The sequence below is a fragment of the Cutibacterium sp. genome, assembly GCF_030525615.1.
In the GTDB taxonomy this organism is placed as follows: domain Bacteria; phylum Actinomycetota; class Actinomycetes; order Propionibacteriales; family Propionibacteriaceae; genus Cutibacterium.
In genome coordinates this window covers 1-17,907 of the sequence record NZ_JAUNEJ010000009.1, presented here as the reverse complement: position 1 = coordinate 17,907, position 17,907 = coordinate 1, and the positions used below count along the sequence as shown (strand labels likewise).

Genomic DNA, 17,907 nt, shown 5'->3' with positions numbered 1-17,907 from the left:
CCAATGGGTATCCGCAAGCACAAGCCCACCACTCCGGGCCGTCGCGGCTCGAGCGTGTCGGACTTCGTCGAGCTCACTCGCTCGACCCCTGAGAAGTCCCTGCTCGTTGCCAAGCCCAAGACCGGTGGACGCAACAACTCTGGCCGCATTACCACCCGTCATATTGGCGGTGGACATAAGCAGGCCTACCGCATTATCGATTTCAAGCGTTACGACAAGGACGGCGTACCGGCCAAGGTTGCTCACATCGAGTACGACCCGAACCGTACTGCCCGTATCGCTCTGCTTCACTACGCCGACGGTGAGAAGCGCTACATCATTGCTCCCAATGGCATAAGCCAGGGAACTGTTGTGGTTTCCGGCCCCGAGGCCGACATCAAGCCGGGTAACAACCTGCCGCTGCGCAACATTCCGGTCGGTACCACGATTCATGCTGTGGAGCTGCGTCCGGGTGGAGGTGCCAAGATGGGCCGGTCCGCCGGCTCTGCGGTGCAGCTGGTCGCCCGCGAGGGCAAGTACGCCACCCTGCGCCTTCCCTCCGGTGAGATGCGCATGGTCGACATCCGCTGCCGCGCCACCATTGGTGAGGTCGGCAATGCCGAGCAGATCAACATCAACTGGGGTAAGGCCGGTCGTAACCGGTGGAGGGGCATTCGTCCGACCGTCCGTGGTGTGGTCATGAACCCGATCGACCACCCGCACGGTGGTGGCGAGGGTCGTACCTCTGGTGGTCGTCACCCGGTGAGCCCTTGGGGCAAGCCCGAGGGTCGCACCCGTAACAAGAACAAGGCGAGCAGCCGTCTCATCGTGCGTCGCCGCAAGTCCGGCAAGAAGCGCTGATTGGGAGTCTGAGACATGCCACGCAGTCTGAAAAAGGGCCCCTTCGTCGACGAGCACCTGGCCAAGAAGGTCACTGCCCAGAACGAGGCGGGCACGCACAACGTCATCAAGACCTGGTCGCGTCGCTCCATGGTTACCCCCGACATGATCGGGCACACCATCGGCGTGCACGACGGTCGCAAACACGTCCCGGTTTTCGTGACCGAGTCGATGGTTGGGCACAAGCTCGGAGAGTTCGCCCCGACCAGGACCTTCAAGGGTCACGTGAAGGACGACAAGAAGGCGCGCAGGCGCTGACGAGAGGGATCTGATTTATGAGCAACACTGAGAGGCCCAGCCGTCGCGCCGCCCTGCTCGGCGATCGGCCCGGCTCGTACGCCATCGCGCGTCACATCCGAATGAGCGCCAGCAAGTGCCGTCGCGTTGTCAACCTGGTTCGCGGAATGGACGCTGTTGAAGCGGTGACCATGCTGAAGTTCCAGCCGCAAGCCGCAGCCGAGCCGGTTCGCAAGGTCATCGCCTCGGCCATGGCCAATGCCGAGCAGACCGAGGGTTTGCGCGCCGACGAGCTGTACGTTTCGCAGGCTTTCGTCGACGAGGGCATGACCATGCGCCGCATTCGTCCCCGCGCCAAGGGATCCGCCGATCGAATCCTGAAGCGCTCCGCCCATATCACCGTGGTTGTCGAGCCCAAGGACGCCCGTCCGGCCTCCAAGAAGGCCAAGAAGAAGGGTCGCCCGGCAGCTGCCGCCAAGTCCGAGACCGAGAAGGGAGCCTGACATGGGCCAGAAAATTAACCCCCATGGTTTCCGTCTTGGTGTGACGACCGATCACAAGACTCGCTGGTACGCCGAGAAGCAGTACGCCGAGCTCGTGGGTGAGGACGTCAAGATCCGTGAATGGCTCAGCAAGAATCTGGAGCGCGCGGGTATTTCGTCCATCGAGATCGAGCGTCGCTCCGAGCGCGTGACCATTTTCCTTTACGCCGCCCGCCCGGGCATTGTCATCGGGCGTAACGGCGCTGAGGCCGAGCGCGTGCGCGGTGAGCTCGAGAAGCTCACCGGCAAGCAGATTCAGCTGAACATTCTCGAGGTCAAGAACCCCGAGACCGATGCGCAGCTGGTTGCACAGGGAATCGCGGAGCAGCTCGCTGCTCGCGTCGCTTTCCGCCGCGCTATGCGTAAGGCTCAGCAGTCCGCCATGAATGCTGGCGCGCTTGGTATCCGTATCAAGTGCTCCGGTCGTCTGGGTGGTGCCGAAATGAGCCGTTCCGAGGGTTACCGAGAGGGCCGGGTGCCGCTGCACACCCTTCGCGCTGACATCGACTATGGCTTCTTCGAGGCCCGCACCACCTTCGGTCGGATCGGTGTCAAGGTGTGGATTTACAAGGGCGACGTCACCGGTACTCGTGCCGAGCGTGCTGCCCAGAAGGCTGCTCGCCAGGCCGCCCAGGGTGGTCGTGGCGGACGCGGCAACCGTCGTGGCCGGGGTGATCGTCCTGACCGTCGGGGTGGCCGTCGTCGCGCTGAGGCCGCCAAGAAGCAGTCCGCTGAGTCCGCGGCCCCGCAGACCGAGAACGCAGGAGCCTGACATGTTGATTCCTCGTCGAGTGAAGTACCGCAAGCAGCACCATCCGAAGCGGAGGGGCGCTGCCAAGGGTGGCACCCAGCTGGCCTTTGGTGACTATGGCATCCAGGCCATTGAGGGTGGGTACCTGACCAACCGTCAGATCGAGGCTGCCCGTATTGCCATGACCCGCTACATCAAGCGTGGCGGAAAGGTGTGGATTAACGTCTACCCCGACCGTCCGATGACCAAGCACCCTGCCGAGTCCCGTATGGGTTCCGGTAAGGGTACGCCTGAGTGGTGGATCGCCAACATTAAGCCCGGACGAGTTCTTTTCGAGCTGGCCGGTGTGACCGATGATGTGGCCCGCGAGGCCATGCGTCTGGCCATCCATAAGCTGCCGATGAAGGCTCGTTTCATCTCCCGTGAAGGCGGTGACAACTGATGCCTAAGCTTTCTGCTGCTGAGCTGCGCCAGCTTTCCGGTGAGGAGTTGCGCAACAAGGTTCGCGAACTGAAGGAAGAGCTGTTCGGGCTGCGTTTTCAGTCGGCTACCGGCCAGCTTGAGAACACGGCTCGCCTGCGCGAGGTCCGAAAGGATATCGCTCGGGTGTACACCGTGCTCCAGGAACGCAACCTCAACATCATCGATGATCCCGACGCCACCAATCCCGAGAACGATAAGGAGGCCTGAGCATGAGCGAGAACACCGCTGAGCGGACGACCCGCCGCAAGGTCCGTGAGGGACTGGTCGTGTCCGACAAGATGGACAAGACGATCACCGTCCTGGTTGAGGACCGTGTGAAGCACCCGCTGTACGGCAAGGTCATGAAGAAGTCCGTGCGTTTCAAGGCACACGACGAGAAGAACGAGGCCGGCATGGGCGACCGCGTGCGGATCATGGAGACCCGCCCGCTGTCTGCCACCAAGCGCTGGCGTCTGGTCGAGATCGTCGAGAAGGCCAAGTGATTCGCTGGTGAACTGATCGCCACGTTTTTGCAAGGCGACCCATCTGAGAAGGTGGGTCGCCTTGTTCTATATGGGGCAGCGAGGCGTTGGCTTCTGGGGGACGATGGGAAATGTTGCGGCATGGGGCAACGGCTAGAGTTCACGAACGGTATGACAAGATCTGGCGGCTAGCCCAATCAGCGCAGTGGGCCATCCTATGAGCCACATTCAGAACAGCGCCGTCGCACCAGAGCGCCTGGAATTCGCAATCGCTGGTGATGAGAGTTAAAATACTCAAGTTGTCTTGCGACTGTGCCCACCTTTAAGCACAGCGCGGAACCCTGACTCTACGGGATTTCTCTACGTAGACGGGGGTCACCGTGCGCCGCCCGAGGGTGGCGGGACCTCTCGCGGACGACAACCGCGTACCCCCTGAGGTGCGGGTTGCCCTCTGGCAAAATCCAGGGGGTTCGTGTTCAACAGTCCGACCAGGCCCGAGAGGGAACCAGTGGGACAAAGGAGAAAACATGATCCAGCAGGAGACGCGACTCAAGGTCGCCGACAATACTGGTGCGAAGGAGCTGCTTTGCATCCGTGTTCTCGGCGGATCCAAGCGTCGCTACGCCTACCTCGGTGACACCATCGTGTGCACTGTCAAGGACGCCATCCCCGGCGGAAACGTCAAGAAAGGCGAGGTCGTCAAGGCTGTCGTCGTTCGAACCGTGAAGTCGCACCGCCGTCCCGACGGGTCCTACATCAAGTTCGACGAGAACGCCGCTGTGCTTCTCAAGAGCGACGGGGAGCCTCGTGGCACCCGTATCTTTGGCCCCATCGCCCGTGAGCTGCGCGAGAAGAAGTTCATGCGCATCATCTCGCTTGCCCCGGAGGTGATCTGAATGAAGTCCCTCAAGATCAAGAAGGGTGACCGCGTGAAGGTCATCGCCGGAAACGACAAGGGCACCATCGGTGAGGTTCTCTCGGTGGACCCGGCTCGTGAGCGCGTCATCGTCGAGGGTGTGAACATTCGTAAGCGCCATCGTCGGGATATGCCCAACGCACAAGGTGGCACGACCAAGGGCGGAATCATCCAGTCCGAGGCCCCGATTCATGTGTCGAACGTTCAGCTCGTGACCAAGATCGATGGTAAGGACGTTGTGACTCGCGCCGGGTACCGTCGCGAGGACGTCATGAAGCGTCGTCCCGACGGGTCCGAGTACGCAGCTCAGCGCAGCGTTCGTTACCTCAAGAAGGAGGAGGCCAAGTGAGCACCGAAACCTTCGCGCACGAGATGCCTCGTCTGAAGAAGCAGTACCGAGAGCAGATTCGTCCTGCTATGCAGGAACAGTTTGGTTACAAGAACCCCATGCTCATCCCCGGTCTCGAAAAGATTGTGGTGAACATGGGCGTTGGCGACGCCGCTCACGACTCCAAGGTCATGGACGGTGCCGTTCGCGACATCACTGCCATCACCGGTCAGAAGCCGCAGGTCACCAGGGCGCGTAAGTCCATCGCTCAGTTCAAGCTGCGTGAGGGACAGCCCATCGGCTGCCACGTCACCCTTCGTGGTGACCGTATGTGGGAATTTGCTGACCGTCTGTTGACCCTGGCTTTGCCTCGTATCCGCGACTTCCGTGGCCTCAACTCCAACCAGTTCGACGGCAGGGGTAACTACACCTTTGGCCTGTCCGAGCAGGTCATGTTCCTCGAGATTGACCAGGACAAGATCGACCGCGTTCGTGGCATGGACATCACGTTCGTGACCACTGCGCAGACGGATGAGGAGGGCAAGGTCCTGCTCAAGCACCTGGGATTCCCGTTCAAGGCGAAGGATGACCCGAAGAAGGCTAAGGCCAAGCGAGGCCCGGCCTACTACGCCAGGAAGAAGAAGTGAGGATCTGATGGCCAAGACAGCTTTGAAGGTCAAGGCGGCTCGTAAGCCCAAGTTCGGTGTTCGCGCTTACACCCGTTGCCAGCGCTGCGGTCGTCCGCACTCGGTCTACCGCAAGTTCGGCCTGTGCCGAATCTGCTTGCGCGAGTTGGCCCATGCCGGTCAGCTTCCGGGTGTCACCAAGTCTTCCTGGTGACCAGCGCGCGTTCTGCAGATCCACGGGCCGTACTAGGCCCCGACGGGTTGGTAACCCGTTCTACACATACCTGAACAACACAGAAGGTCCCGGTAACCGATCCCCGGAACAATCCGTCGGGCGGTGAGAGGGAAACCGTTGTGAGAAAGAGGCTAAACCAGCCATGACTATGACTGACCCAATCGCAGACATGTTGACTCGTCTGCGTAACGCCAACCAGGCGTACCACGACCAGACGTCGATGCCTCACTCGAAGATCAAGGCCGGAATCGCCGAGATCCTCAAGTCTGAGGGCTACATCGCCGACTACCAGGTCAACGAACCCAAGGAGGGCGAGGTCGGCAAGACGTTGACTCTCACCCTCAAGTACGGCGAAAACCGTGAGCGTTCTATCGCTGGCGTTCGTCGTATCAGCAAGCCCGGACTTCGCGTTTACGCCAAGTCGACCGCCCTGCCCAAGGTGCTCGGCGGCCTGGGTATCGCCATCATCTCCACCTCTCAGGGGCTGCTTACTGATAGGCAGGCCCACGAGAAGTCCGTGGGCGGGGAAGTCCTCGCCTACGTGTGGTGACCGTCGACGAGACAGATAGGAGTAATCAATGTCGCGCATTGGCAGGCTTCCCATCGCCGTCCCGTCCGGTGTCGAGGTGAAGCTTGATGGGCAGGACGTGGAGGTGAAGGGTCCCAAGGGCACCCTGAACTTCACGGTTCGCGAGCCCATCACCGTGAGCAAGAATGATGGGGGAGAGATCGTCGTCGAGCGTCCGGATGACGAGCGTGAAAACCGCTCGTTGCACGGCCTGACCCGTACCCTCATCCACAATATGGTCATCGGTGTGACCGAGGGCTACGAGAAGAAGCTGGAGATCCAGGGCGTCGGTTACCGCGTGCTGGCCAAAGGCCCTAAGCAGCTCGAGTTCAACCTCGGTTTCTCGCACCCGGTGATCGTCGACGCCCCGGAGGGAATCACCTTCGTCGTCGAGAGCCCCACCAAGTTCTCGGTCCAGGGCATCGACAAGCAGGTCGTGGGCGAGACCGCGGCCAATATCCGCAAGATTCGCAAGCCGGAGCCATACAAGGGCAAGGGCGTGCGTTACGAGGGCGAGAACGTCCGTCGCAAGGTTGGAAAGGCAGGTAAGTGACATGGCAAGCACCCTGACTGTTCGCAAGAGCCTGTCCGACCGCGCCAAGGCACGTGCTCGTCGCCAGGCCCGTGGTCGCAAAAAGATCTTCGGGACCGTCGAGCGTCCCCGCATGGTCGTGACCCGTTCTTCGAAGCACGTCTTCGTCCAGGTCATCGACGATGTTGCCGGTCATACTCTCGTGTCGGCTTCCAGCATGGAGGCCGAGCTGCGCGAGATGTCCGGAGACAAGACCGCCAAGGCTGCCCGCGTCGGCACCATCATCGGTGAGCGCGCCAAGGCTGCTGGTATCGACAAGGTCGTCTTCGACAAGGCCGGGAATCAGTACCACGGGCGGATCGCCGCGCTGGCCGATGCGGCCCGCGAGGCCGGTCTCGACTTCTGACCCACGAAAGGCAAGTGAGCAACGATGAGTGGAACCCAGCGCCGCGGTGGCGGTGCAGGTGGTGAGCGTCGTGGCCGTGACAACCGTCGTGGCCAGAACGATCGCAACCGCAATCAGAACGAATATCTCGAGCGCGTCGTGGCGATCAACCGCGTCGCCAAGGTGGTCCAGGGTGGCCGTCGCTTCAGCTTCACGGCGCTCGTCGTCGTGGGCGACGGCGATGGCACTGTGGGCGTCGGATACGGCAAGGCCAAGGAGGTGCCTGCGGCTATTGCCAAGGGTGTCGAGGAGGCCAAGAAGCACTTCTTCAAGGTGCCGCTGGTAGGCCGTACCATCACCCATCCAGCGATCGGCGAGGAGGCTGCCGGCGTCGTGCTGTTGCGCCCGGCGTCCCCAGGTACCGGTGTTATCGCCGGTGGGTCGGCACGCGCTGTTCTGGAGTGCGCCGGTGTGCAGGATGTGCTTGCGAAGTCCCTCGGTTCCTCCAACGCGATCAACGTGGTTCATGCCACTGTTGCCGCGCTGAAGCAGCTCGAGGAGCCCGAAGAGGTGGCCCGACGCCGTGGCAAGTCCGTCGAGGATGTCGCCCCGGCAGCCATGCTGCGTGCCCGCAAGGAGGCCGACGAGGCCGCCGCTGCTGCTCGCATGGAGGAGAAGGCAGGGGCTAAGTGATGAGCAAGTTGAAGATCACCCAGATCAAGTCCGGCATCGGCACGAAGCCGAATCATCGCCAGACCCTGCGCAGCCTCGGGCTGAAGCGCATCGGTGACACGGTTATCAAGGAAGACCGCCCGGAGTTCCGTGGCATGGTCCAGACCGTTCGTCACCTTGTCACTCTGGAAGAGGTGGACTGACATGGCTATTGAGCTCCATGACCTCAAGCCGGCTCCTGGTGCCCACAAGGCGAAGACCCGCGTTGGTCGCGGTGAGGGCTCCAAGGGTAAGACCGCTGGCCGTGGTACGAAGGGCACCGGCGCGCGTAAGAACGTGCCCGAGTACTTCGCCGGCGGCCAGATGCCGATTCATATGCAGGCCCCGAAGCTGGGCGGGTTCCACAACCCGTTCCGCACCGAGTACCAGGTCGTCAACCTGGACAAGGTCGAGGCTCTGTTTCCCAAGGGCGGCAAGGTCACTGTTGACGATCTCGTCGCAGCTGGTGCCGTCCGTGATAACGAGCTCGTCAAAGTTCTTGGAACTGGCGAGCTGACCGTCAAGGTTGATCTCGTTGTGGATGCCTGGTCCAAGTCGGCCCAGGAGAAGATCGAGAAGGCCGGCGGCAGCGTTACCAAGCGCTGAACTTTCACGTGGCGTCGTCGACGTGACTGAATGCGAGGGACGGGAAGGTTTTCCCGTCCCTCGTGTCATCCTCATGGAAAACCGACGCGTAACGACACTATGTGGTGCGCTTTTGACCTCAACATAATTGGGGTATGTGTAAGATCACTCGCCAGGTGGGAAGCGTTCCGACGTGCCTGGGATCAAGTCGCGGGCAGCGACGCGACCTGTCGTCAGGGTTATCCGGTCACACTCGCCGGACGCCCACCTGCCCTTCGAGCAGGTACTGCAAAATGTGAGAAAGGACGATCGTGCTCAAATACGTGGTGCGTCGCCTCATTAATTATGTCGTGCTGTTGTTCATTGCGGTGTCTTTCGCATACCTGCTCGCCTCGTATGCCCTGGACCCGCGCAATGCGTTTGACCAGACGAATCCGAACCTCAACTGGACGGCAATCAACCAGGCACTGACCAACTACAACATCAACCCCGATACCAGTATCTGGGTTCGGTACGAACGATGGCTGAAGATGGTCTTCCTGCATTGGAACTGGGGCTGGACGCCGCACGGCGACGCGATCAACACCTTGATCGGCACTCGCATTGGTGTGTCGGTGCGTCTGGTGATTTGCGGAACGATCATTGGCATGGTCGGCGGTGTCGCCGTCGGTGCATGGTCGGCCGTGCGTCAGTACTCGGTTGCCGACCGGATCGTGTCCTTCCTGTGTCTGCTGCTCATCTCGACGCCGACGATGGTGTTGGCGGTTTTGCTGCAGCTGGGTGCCACTCGTTTCAACCAGGCAACTGGAACCCAGTTCTTCCAGTTCATCGGGGAGGTCGGATCTCACGGCAACTACTTCGGGGCAGAGCTGCTGAGCCGTATGCAGCACCTTCTTTTACCGACGATCTCCCTATCAGCATTGAGCTTGGCGAGCTACTCGCGGTACCAGCGTAATTTGATGCTCGACACCCTGGGGGCCGACTACGTGCGTACCGCTCGAGCCAAGGGCCTGCGCAAGGGACGCGCTATTCGTCACCACGCTCTGCGCAATGCCATCATCCCGATGGCTACGTATTTCGCCTTCGGCGTGGCCAATATCTTCGTGGGCGCGACCATATCCGAGCAGGTATACGCCTGGAACGGCGTCGGTTCGTACTCGGTAACGTCGATTCAGCAGAACGACATCAACGGTTCGGTAGCGGTCGTCGCCTTCTCCGGTGTCTGTACGCTGACCGGTGCCTTGCTGTCCGACATCCTCATCGCGATCATTGATCCGCGTGTCCGGGCTTGATGAGGAGGAGCCGTCATGTCTGAACCTACGAACAACTCCAGCGTGGAACTCAACACCCCGAAGGTTGGCCCCGGCGCCCCCATCGAAGGCCCCGACGCTCTCAGTGCTGCTGAGCGCAACGAAAAGCACAAGCCGGGAGGCAACGAGCGCGACACCAAACACATGTCACGCAGTCGCCTGATTATGCGCCGCTTTTGGCGTCCGGTTGGCTCCAAGATCGGCGTCGTCGGACTCGCCCTCGTCATCCTGCTGGCCCTCGTCGGCCCGTACATCGCCAACTGGGACTACTGGGTGGTTGACGATAACGCCTTCCTCTCACCGCCAGACCAGTATCACTGGTTCGGTACCAGCCAAGGTGGATTTGACCTGTTCGCCATGACGATTGAGGGTCTGCGAAAGTCCCTCATCATCGGATTCGCCGTCGCCATCATCATCGAGACCCTGGCGGCTCTGATCGGTTCAGCTGCGGCCTATTTCGGCAAGGTGGCAGAGAAAGTCATCCTGTGGTTCATCGACCTGCTGTTGGTGATTCCGTCTTTCCTCATCATCGCTATCTTGAGCCAGCACACCTCCGGCAAGAGCACCTCGACTGCCATGCTGATTCTGTTGTTGTCGGCTTTCAGCTGGATGTTGTCGGCCCGCGTGGTCCGCGCCATGACTCTCTCGGTGGTCAACCTCGATTACGTGACCGCTGCTCGGTTCATGTCGGTGCCCCCGTTCATCATCATCGTCAAGCACGTCATTCCGAATATCGCCAGCTACCTCATCATCGACCTGACCCTCGGTGTCGTCTCGGCGATCATGAGCGAGACGGTGCTGTCCTTCTTCGGGTTTGGCGTGCAGAAGCCTGAAACCTCCCTGGGCACTCTGCTGGGCGACGGTATGGCGGCGGTCACGACCTCGCCGTGGCTGTTCCTGTTCCCAGCCGGTCTGTTGGTGATCCTGTTGCTGAGCGTCAACTTCATTGGTGACGGCCTGCGTGATGCCGTCGATCCCTCCTCCAAGTCTGGTGGTAAGGCATGACCAAGAAAACTGCCACTGCGGCCAACCTGTCCAACGCCCTTCCCGAGCGTCAGGAGGGCGTGCCGGTCCTGCAGATCAAAGACCTCAATGTCCGTTTCCCCTCTGAGGACGGCGTCGTTCACGCTGTGCGTGGGGTTAATCTGACCGTCGATGCCGGCGAGGTCGTCGGTTTGGTGGGTGAGTCCGGTTCGGGTAAGTCTGTCACCTCAATGTCGGTGATGGGCTTGCTCGACGAGGGCGCTCGCGTCGAAGGGTCGATCAAACTCCACGGAACCGAGCTGCTGGGACGTGACGACAAGTGGATGTCCAACGTGCGCGGCAAGAAGGTCGCCATGATCTTCCAGGACCCGTTGAGTGCCCTGACCCCGGTGTACACGATTGGTGACCAGATCGTCGAGGCCCTCCAGGTCCACTCGGATATGTCCGACAAGGAAGCGTGGGCCCGTGCCCTCGAACTGCTTGACATGGTTGGCATTCCGAATCCTGAGGTGCGTGCGAAGGCCTTTCCTCATGAGTTTTCCGGCGGTATGCGCCAGCGCGTCGTGATCGCGATGGCGATTGCCAACGATCCAGACCTCATCATCGCTGACGAGCCGACGACGGCCCTGGACGTGACGATTCAGGCACAGATCCTCGACCTGCTCCGCGTCGCCCAGCGAGAGACTCACGCCGGCGTCGTCATGATTACCCACGATCTTGGTGTCGTGGCTGGCTTGGCCGATCGGGTGGCCGTCATGTACGCCGGGCGCATTGTGGAGCGGGCTAGCGTCGATGAGCTGTTCTATCGCTCCCGTCATCCGTACACCATCGGCTTGTTGGGGTCCCTGCCTCGCCCTGACCTTGACAAAGACGAGCCGTTGACCCCCGTTGAGGGCAATCCGCCGTCCTTGCTGGATCTTCCGCCGGGGTGCCCGTTTGCCCCGCGTTGCCCGATGGCCATTGACGCCTGCCGCGAGGTCGAACCCAATCTGACGCCGACTGACCTTGACCATCACGAGGCAGCCTGCATTCGCCATGACGAGTTGATCGACCGCACCTACGCGGAGGTCTACCCGCAGCTCGGTGAGCGCAAGAGTCGGTTCAAGGTAGCCCTGAGCGCCTCTGACCGTGAGGCGCTTGAGGACGTTCTGGAGGTCAACGATCTCGTCAAGACCTACCCGCTCATGAAGGGGGCGGTCTTCAAGAGGAGAGTTGGCACCGTTCATGCCGTCGACGGTGTGTCTTTCCGGATTAAGAAGGGCGAAACCCTTGGCCTGGTGGGTGAGTCGGGCTGCGGCAAGACGACGACGATCATGTCAATTCTCGAGTTGGCCAAGCCTGAGGCGGGCACCGTCGTCGTGCTGGGCCGCAATGCGGCTCATATGAATGCCAAGGACCGCAAGGCGACTCGTCAGGACCTTCAGGTGGTCTTCCAGGACCCGATGGCCTCCCTTGACCCCCGACTGCCGATCGCAGACATTATCGCTGAGCCGCTGAAGTACAACGGCTATCCCAAGAAGAAGATTCCGGAGCGAGTCGACGAGCTGATGGCCCTAGTTGGTCTAGAACCCGCTCACGCTAACCGTTACCCGCGAAACTTCTCCGGTGGTCAGAAACAGCGTGTTGGTATCGCTCGCGCCCTCGCGCTCAACCCGAAACTGTTGGTGCTCGACGAGCCGGTGTCGGCCCTGGACGTCTCGATTCAGGCTGGCGTGCTGAACTTGCTGGAGGATCTGCGCGAGAAACTGGAGCTGTCCTACCTATTCGTCGCTCATGATCTGTCGGTGGTTCGGCACATTGCCAACCGTGTGGCCGTCATGTACTTGGGACGTATCGTCGAGCTGGGTGAGGTCTCGGAGGTTTTCGACCATCCCACGCACCCCTATACCCAGGGGTTATTGTCGGCTATTCCAGTGCCTGATCCAGCCAAGGAGCACAACCGTCACCGCATTTTGCTGGAGGGTGACCTGCCCTCACCGGCTGCTCCGCCGTCGGGATGTCCGTTCCATACCCGCTGCCCGAAGTTCAAGCAGCTCGACGAGGCGTCCCAGGCAAAGTGCATGGGGGAGCGTCCCGAGCTGGTCTATCCGGACCCGGATATTGATCGGAGCACGGCCTGCCATTTCCCCGAGGAGATTCGGGTGTTCTGAGGCTGTACAGATTCCCTGACATGTTCCCTGACATGTAATCCTTGACGTGGGGTGGTGTCGTTGCGATGACGGCACCACCCCACGGGTTCATAGCCCACTGTTCACCCTGAGGTGATATATGCCATTCTGGGGGGCGCGTGAAAGCTGTCAAGAGCTGTATCTGTGAGGCGGCCAGATGCGAGCTGACAAAATCACGATTGGGTCAAGGAAAGATCAAGATTTCATAACGAAACCTCGTTGTGAGGTGTGCTGTGCTGGTTGGTTCTCCACCAAGGTGCCAAACTCATGACATCCCGATCCATCCAGGATCCTCAACTTTTCCGGAGGTTTACCTTGCGCAAGACCTTGACGACCGCAGTGGTTGCTTTGGCCGTTGGCTCGCTTGCCCTGACTGGCTGCGGACAAAAGAACCAGTCCGGTGGCAACCAGAATAACGGTGACAAGATCGCGTCGAAGAGCGCCCCGTTGGCTGATCTGAACACCAAGTCCCGTGACCAAATTAAGGACGGCGGCACCCTCCGTTTTGCGATTGGTACTATGCCGACCGGCTGGAACCCGATGGAGGTCGATAACAACACGGTTGATCTCGCCAGCACCATCTGGCCCTTCATTGGGGTCAATAACATTGATATTGCCGAGGACGGCACCGCTAAGCCGAATCCGAATTACATCTCCTCGACCGATGTCGATACCAAGGATGGCAAGCAGGTTGTGACCCTGCACCTCAACCCGAAGGCGAAGTGGAATTCTGGTCGGACCATCGACTACACCGATTACCAGGCCATGTGGAAGGCCTGCAACGGTACGAATGACAAGTTCCTTCCCGCTACCACTGATGGCTTCAATCAGGTCACCTCGGTGGAGAAGGGTGAGAAGGACACCGATGTTGTCATCACTTTCAAGAACACCTACCCGGACTGGACCTCTACCTTTAGCATCGTCATTCCGAAGGAAGGATCTTCTGACCCGAAGGTGTTCAACGACGGCTGGAAGAAGCCGAACCCTGACTGGTTCGCTGGCCCGTTCATTCCGACCAAGGTTGACGACGCCACGAAGACCTTGACCATCAAGCGTAATGACAAGTGGTGGGGCGACAAGGCGAAGCTCGATACCGTCACCTTCAAGGAGATGGAGGAAGACGCGAAGACGAAGGCTTTCGCCAACAAGGAGATCGACATCGCCGACGGCATCGTCACCAAGGATGCCTACCAGACGGCCAAGAAGCGTACTGATGTCGATATGCGTGAGGCTGGTTCGCTGCAGTGGCGTCACTTCACTTTCAATGGCAAGTCAGCAAACCTGTCTGACAAGAACGTCCGTCAGGCCATCGTCAAGGGCATTAACCGTCCCGCCATCGCTAAGTCTGACCTTGCCGGACTGCCGGTTGATGCAGACTCGGTGATGCTTGGCAACCACTTCTTCATGCCCGGCCAGCCTGGCTACAAGGACAACTCCGAGGATTACAAGTACGACGTTGCGGCCGCCGAGAAGCAGCTCGAGGATGCCGGTTGGAAGAAGCAGGGTGACTACCGCGTCAAGGACGGTAAGACCCTGGAGGTCAACTATTCTCAGCTCACCGGTGTTCCCACGTCTGAGAACGAGGGCGCGCTGTTCAAGCAGGACATGGCCAAGATCGGTGTCAAGGTCAACCTGGTCAACACCCCGTCTGCCGACATGAACAAGGTGCTGTCGAATCATTCCTTCGACGTCATTTCGTTCACCTGGCAGGGCACCGCGTACCCGATGGCGAACGTCCGTCAGATCTACGGTGCTGCTGCTGAGGGCTCCAAGCAGCCGTCGCAGTCCAATTTCTCCCAGGTCATTGATCCTGAGGTAGAGAAGCTCATTCCGCAGATCGACACCGAGATGGATGTTAACAAGCGCCGTGAGCTGACCAACCAGGCCGACAAGCTCATTTGGGACGACGTCATGACCCTTCCGCTGTACCGCCGGATCGGCTTTACGGCAACCCCGAAGAACCTTGCGAACTTCGGTTCTACGACCTTCCAGACCATCCGTGCTGAGGACGTCGGTTACACCAAGTGATCTTGATCTCCCTCGCTCAAGGACCCGACAACGATGGTTGTCGGGTCCTTGTCATGTGGTGAAGAAGAATCTCGTATTAGGGGGTGGTTTGGCGGTCCTTGTGGTGGTTTCATAAGGTGTTATGTCTGGTTTCCGATGAAGAAGTCGGATGATGGCAGGAGGGTCCTGCCATGTACTTCACTGGAGGACATCTTGCGCAAGGTGATCGTGACCCCGGTGGCGCTGCTGGCTGTGTCGGCCATGGCACTCAGGTTGTGACCTTGCATCTCAACCCGAAGGCGAAGTGGAATTCTGGTCGGGTCATCGACTACACCGACTACCAGGCCACCTGGAAGGCGTGCAGTGGTTCTGGTTCTGGCTTCCTGCCTGCCAGCACTGATGGTTTCAATCAGGTCACGTCGGTGGAGAAGGGTGAGAAGGATACTGACGTCGTCATGACCTTCAAGAGCAGCTATCCGGACTGGACGTCCATTGTGAGCACGGTTCTGCCGAAGGAAGGGGCGAAGGACGCCAGTTCCTTCAACGAGGGATGGAAGAGCTTGAACCCGGACTGGTTCGCCGGACCGTTCATTCCGACGCAGGCCGACCAAGCTGCGAAAACGTTGACTGTCAAGCGCAATGACAAGTGGTGGGGAGAGAAGTCGAAGCTCGACACCGTGACCTTCAAGGCGATGAGCAACGAGACCCAGACCAAGGCCTTTGCCAACAAGGAGATTGACGCGGCCTCGAACATCATCACCAAGGACGGTTACCAGACGGCCAAGAAGCGCCCCGATGTCGACATGCGCCAGGCCGGTTCGCTGCAGTGGCGCCACTTCACCTTCAATACCAAGTCAACCATGTTGTCTGACAAGAAGGTGCGACAAGCCATTGTCAAGGGTATTAACCGCCCGGCTATTGCCAAATCTGACCTCGCCGGTATGCCAGTCAATGCGGACACTCTCATGCTTGGTAATCACTTCTTCATGCCTGGCCAGGCTGGGTACAAGGACAATTCCAAAGATTACAGGTATGACGTCGAGGCTGCCAAGAAGGAGCTGGACGAAGCCGGCTGGAAAATTCAGGGTGAATACCGCGTCAAGGACGGCAAAACTCTGACAATCAACTACGCCCAGATGACCGGTGTGCCGACCTCGGAAAATGAGGGTGCGCTGTTTAAGCAGGATATGTCGAAGATTGGCGTCAAGGTCAATCTTGTTAATACCCCGAGTGACTCTTTCACTCAGACTTTGAACAGTCATTCCTTTGACGTCATCGCCTTTGCATGGCAGGGTACTCCGTACCCGATGGCGAACGTCGGCCAGGTGTACGGCTCTGTCGGCGGCGACAAGCCGTCCCAGTCCAATTTCTCCCAGTTGGTTGATCCTGAGATTGAAAAGCTCATTCCCAAGATTGACACCGAGTCGGATGTGTCGAAGCGTCGTGAGCTGGCCAATCAGGCCGACAAGCTTATTTGGGATAACGTCATGACCCTTCCGCTGTACCGTCGCATTACTTTCACTGCGGTTCCCAAGAACCTTGCGAACTTCGGTGCCGCGACTTTCCAGACTGTGCACGCGGAGGACATCGGTTACCAGAAGTGAGGACGGGGTTTCCGAAAAAGCGGGGCCGAGGGGTTATTCCCTTGGCCCCGCAGTCGTGTGGGTGCGCGTCAGGATTGACGACGGCGACGGACGACGAATGCGACGATGATGGCGACGACTACGACGGCAATGACGACGATCGTCGCAATAGGCCCGGAGTTAGAGTTACTGTCTGTGTCGGCGTTCTGGGCACCGCTGGTACCGGTCAGCTGAAAAGAGGCACCCTCCGCGCTCCCAGCAGCTAACTTCGGGGGAGTGCAGGACTTGGTTTTCGGCTTGTTGTAGCACCAGCCCTCGATCGACCCTGCGGCTGGCTTGTACTGGTCGGCACCCTTCTTCGAGTAATCCCACGCAGCACCGGCGCCGCTCGCGTGGTAGTAGCCCCAGTACTGGCCGGTAAAGGTCTTGGGGCAGGTTGCAGGGTGATCGTTCATCGTGCAGATGAGGCCAGTTTTGTTTTTGCTGGTGGTGATTCCGGCCTTGGCGAGGGCGTCGGCTCCAGTCGATGGCGAGTCAACGCACTGGTTGGCCAGCACGTCTTCGTCCTCAGTGATGACGAAGACCCAAACCTTCTTGGCACTGAGACATTCGTCAATGGCCTTCGCCTGGCCGGTGTCAGCCGCCTGACTGGTGTCAGCGCTCGGCGACGCAGCCAGCGCGGCGATCGGGAAGAAGGTGGTCAGGGCTGCACACAATAGAGCGGCGAGCACTCCGACCAAGGTCGGAAGTGCTCGCCGGTTCTTGATATCGGGAATACTCACACCACGATCATGCCGCAGTGAAGAGTATTTCGTCCTGTCGGCTGTTTCAGACTCCGGTACGAGGCAGGGTCAATGGACGGGCAGAAGGATGGTTTGCCGGTCCGATTGGAGCCGGTACACCCGGGTTGACCGTTGCTGACGAGGTGGCCGTAGCCGTAGCTGTGGCAGTTGCGGACGGGGCAGTCGACGCCGTGCGGGTGGCGGTCGCCGTCGCAGTGGCCGATCCGGTCGGAGTTACGGTCGGGGAGACCGAGGGCTTCGACGGCTGGGTCGGGGTCACACTCGGGGCAGGCGAAGGATCGTATGTCCAGTTCGGGGCGGCCTCCCAGTCATCGTTGATGGACTTGAAGTACCAACCCTCGATAGAACCTGCCTTCGGATGAGAGGAGTTGGCACCAGTCGAGTAGGAGGTCCACGCAGCGGGCTTGTCACCCGTGGGTGTGGCATGCCAGTAGGACCAGTAGGCCTCGGCGGTGTCGACCTTCGTCGGGTAACCGTCGATCATGGTGACCATGCCGCCGTCCGTCTTGGCGACGAATCCAGCGGACTCGAGGGCTACCAGACCGTTGTCGAATTTCGAGGCACAGCCGCCCTTCGAGGAGCCGTCATTCTGTTCGACGTAGACCCAGACGTGGCTGTCTGCCAGGCATTTCTTGGCAGCGTTCATGTCGCCGGGCTTGTCAGTCGGAACAACCGTTGGAGTGGTGGTCGGCTGGCTCGGGGTGACGGTCGGAGTCTCGGTAGGAGTGGCTGTTGGAGTCACCGTCGGAGTAGCGGCCGGGGTTGTTGGGGTGGTTTTGCAGGAGGGTGTTCCTGTGGGGGTTTTGCCGGACC

22 protein-coding genes and 2 pseudogenes are annotated in these 17,907 nt (G+C 60.0%); 22 read left to right on the top strand and 2 right to left on the bottom strand.

From position 1 onward, the window contains the following. Positions 1-3: 3 nt before the first annotated feature. From rplB to Q4B98_RS10170, 22 genes and pseudogenes are all read left to right on the top strand, one after another. The gene (gene rplB, locus Q4B98_RS10275; protein WP_303197230.1) at positions 4-840 is read left to right on the top strand and encodes a 50S ribosomal protein L2; all 837 of its coding nucleotides are present in this window, start codon (positions 4-6) and stop codon (positions 838-840) included. A 15-nt stretch (positions 841-855) separates the two neighbouring features. After that, positions 856-1,137, top strand: coding sequence for a 30S ribosomal protein S19 (rpsS, locus tag Q4B98_RS10270; RefSeq protein WP_002516048.1), 282 nt, complete (start codon positions 856-858; stop codon positions 1,135-1,137). A gap of 17 nt (positions 1,138-1,154) precedes the next feature. Further along, complete coding sequence (rplV, locus tag Q4B98_RS10265) at positions 1,155-1,619, top strand: 50S ribosomal protein L22 (RefSeq protein ID WP_303197229.1); 465 nt, start codon at positions 1,155-1,157, stop codon at positions 1,617-1,619. A gap of 1 nt (position 1,620) precedes the next feature. After that, positions 1,621-2,430, top strand: a complete 810-nt coding sequence (gene rpsC / locus Q4B98_RS10260; RefSeq protein WP_303197228.1) for a 30S ribosomal protein S3 — start codon at positions 1,621-1,623, stop codon at positions 2,428-2,430. A gap of 1 nt (position 2,431) precedes the next feature. After that, on the top strand, positions 2,432-2,851 hold the full coding sequence (rplP, locus tag Q4B98_RS10255) for a 50S ribosomal protein L16 (protein ID WP_303197227.1): 420 nt from the start codon (positions 2,432-2,434) through the stop codon (positions 2,849-2,851). Then, positions 2,851-3,099 carry a 50S ribosomal protein L29 gene (gene rpmC / locus Q4B98_RS10250; protein WP_303197226.1) on the top strand — a complete coding sequence of 83 codons (249 nt, stop codon included), beginning with the start codon at positions 2,851-2,853 and terminating at the stop codon, positions 3,097-3,099. The genes rplP and rpmC overlap by 1 nt, the downstream gene beginning before the upstream one ends. Positions 3,100-3,101: 2 nt before the next feature. Next, positions 3,102-3,374: a 30S ribosomal protein S17 gene (gene rpsQ / locus Q4B98_RS10245; protein WP_303197225.1), complete on the top strand. Its 273-nt coding sequence runs from the start codon at positions 3,102-3,104 to the stop codon at positions 3,372-3,374. 506 nt (positions 3,375-3,880) lie between these two features. Then, positions 3,881-4,249 carry a 50S ribosomal protein L14 gene (gene rplN, locus Q4B98_RS10240; RefSeq protein ID WP_303197224.1) on the top strand — a complete coding sequence of 123 codons (369 nt, stop codon included), beginning with the start codon at positions 3,881-3,883 and terminating at the stop codon, positions 4,247-4,249. Continuing rightward, positions 4,250-4,618: a 50S ribosomal protein L24 gene (gene rplX / locus Q4B98_RS10235; RefSeq protein WP_303197223.1), complete on the top strand. Its 369-nt coding sequence runs from the start codon at positions 4,250-4,252 to the stop codon at positions 4,616-4,618. Then, positions 4,615-5,244: a 50S ribosomal protein L5 gene (gene rplE / locus Q4B98_RS10230; protein WP_303197222.1), complete on the top strand. Its 630-nt coding sequence runs from the start codon at positions 4,615-4,617 to the stop codon at positions 5,242-5,244. Before rplX ends, rplE begins: the two co-directional genes overlap by 4 nt. A gap of 7 nt (positions 5,245-5,251) precedes the next feature. Then, entirely contained in the window at positions 5,252-5,437 is a 186-nt protein-coding gene (locus Q4B98_RS10225; RefSeq protein ID WP_303197221.1) for a type Z 30S ribosomal protein S14, read from the top strand. A gap of 163 nt (positions 5,438-5,600) precedes the next feature. Continuing rightward, positions 5,601-6,008 (top strand): 30S ribosomal protein S8, encoded by a 408-nt coding sequence (rpsH, locus tag Q4B98_RS10220; RefSeq protein WP_303197220.1) that lies wholly within the window; start codon positions 5,601-5,603, stop codon positions 6,006-6,008. Between the two features lie 28 nt (positions 6,009-6,036). Further along, the gene (rplF, locus tag Q4B98_RS10215; protein ID WP_303197219.1) at positions 6,037-6,579 is read left to right on the top strand and encodes a 50S ribosomal protein L6; all 543 of its coding nucleotides are present in this window, start codon (positions 6,037-6,039) and stop codon (positions 6,577-6,579) included. 1 nt (position 6,580) lies between these two features. Beyond that, positions 6,581-6,964, top strand: coding sequence for a 50S ribosomal protein L18 (rplR, locus tag Q4B98_RS10210; protein WP_303197218.1), 384 nt, complete (start codon positions 6,581-6,583; stop codon positions 6,962-6,964). 24 nt (positions 6,965-6,988) lie between these two features. Then, positions 6,989-7,636 (top strand): 30S ribosomal protein S5, encoded by a 648-nt coding sequence (rpsE, locus tag Q4B98_RS10205; RefSeq protein ID WP_303197217.1) that lies wholly within the window; start codon positions 6,989-6,991, stop codon positions 7,634-7,636. Further along, entirely contained in the window at positions 7,636-7,818 is a 183-nt protein-coding gene (rpmD, locus tag Q4B98_RS10200) for a 50S ribosomal protein L30 (RefSeq protein WP_303197216.1), read from the top strand. The genes rpsE and rpmD overlap by 1 nt, the downstream gene beginning before the upstream one ends. 1 nt (position 7,819) lies before the next feature. Continuing rightward, positions 7,820-8,260, top strand: coding sequence for a 50S ribosomal protein L15 (gene rplO / locus Q4B98_RS10195; protein ID WP_303197214.1), 441 nt, complete (start codon positions 7,820-7,822; stop codon positions 8,258-8,260). 290 nt (positions 8,261-8,550) lie between these two features. Continuing rightward, positions 8,551-9,531, top strand: coding sequence for an ABC transporter permease (locus Q4B98_RS10190; RefSeq protein WP_303197213.1), 981 nt, complete (start codon positions 8,551-8,553; stop codon positions 9,529-9,531). A gap of 15 nt (positions 9,532-9,546) precedes the next feature. Beyond that, positions 9,547-10,554: an ABC transporter permease gene (locus tag Q4B98_RS10185; protein WP_303197212.1), complete on the top strand. Its 1,008-nt coding sequence runs from the start codon at positions 9,547-9,549 to the stop codon at positions 10,552-10,554. Then, complete coding sequence (locus Q4B98_RS10180) at positions 10,551-12,683, top strand: ABC transporter ATP-binding protein (RefSeq protein ID WP_303197211.1); 2,133 nt, start codon at positions 10,551-10,553, stop codon at positions 12,681-12,683. The genes Q4B98_RS10185 and Q4B98_RS10180 overlap by 4 nt, the downstream gene beginning before the upstream one ends. Before the next feature lie 333 nt (positions 12,684-13,016). Further along, positions 13,017-14,729, top strand: a complete 1,713-nt coding sequence (locus Q4B98_RS10175; RefSeq protein WP_303197268.1) for an ABC transporter family substrate-binding protein — start codon at positions 13,017-13,019, stop codon at positions 14,727-14,729. Between the two features lie 242 nt (positions 14,730-14,971). Continuing rightward, a pseudogene (locus Q4B98_RS10170) lies at positions 14,972-16,312 on the top strand (ABC transporter family substrate-binding protein); the annotation flags it as partial. Positions 16,313-16,380: 68 nt separating this feature from the next. Here the strand turns inward: Q4B98_RS10170 and Q4B98_RS10165 are convergent. Then, entirely contained in the window at positions 16,381-17,073 is a 693-nt protein-coding gene (locus Q4B98_RS10165; RefSeq protein WP_303197209.1) for a hypothetical protein, read from the bottom strand. Positions 17,074-17,119: 46 nt separating this feature from the next. After that, positions 17,120-17,907, bottom strand: a pseudogene (locus Q4B98_RS10160) (hypothetical protein); the annotation flags it as partial.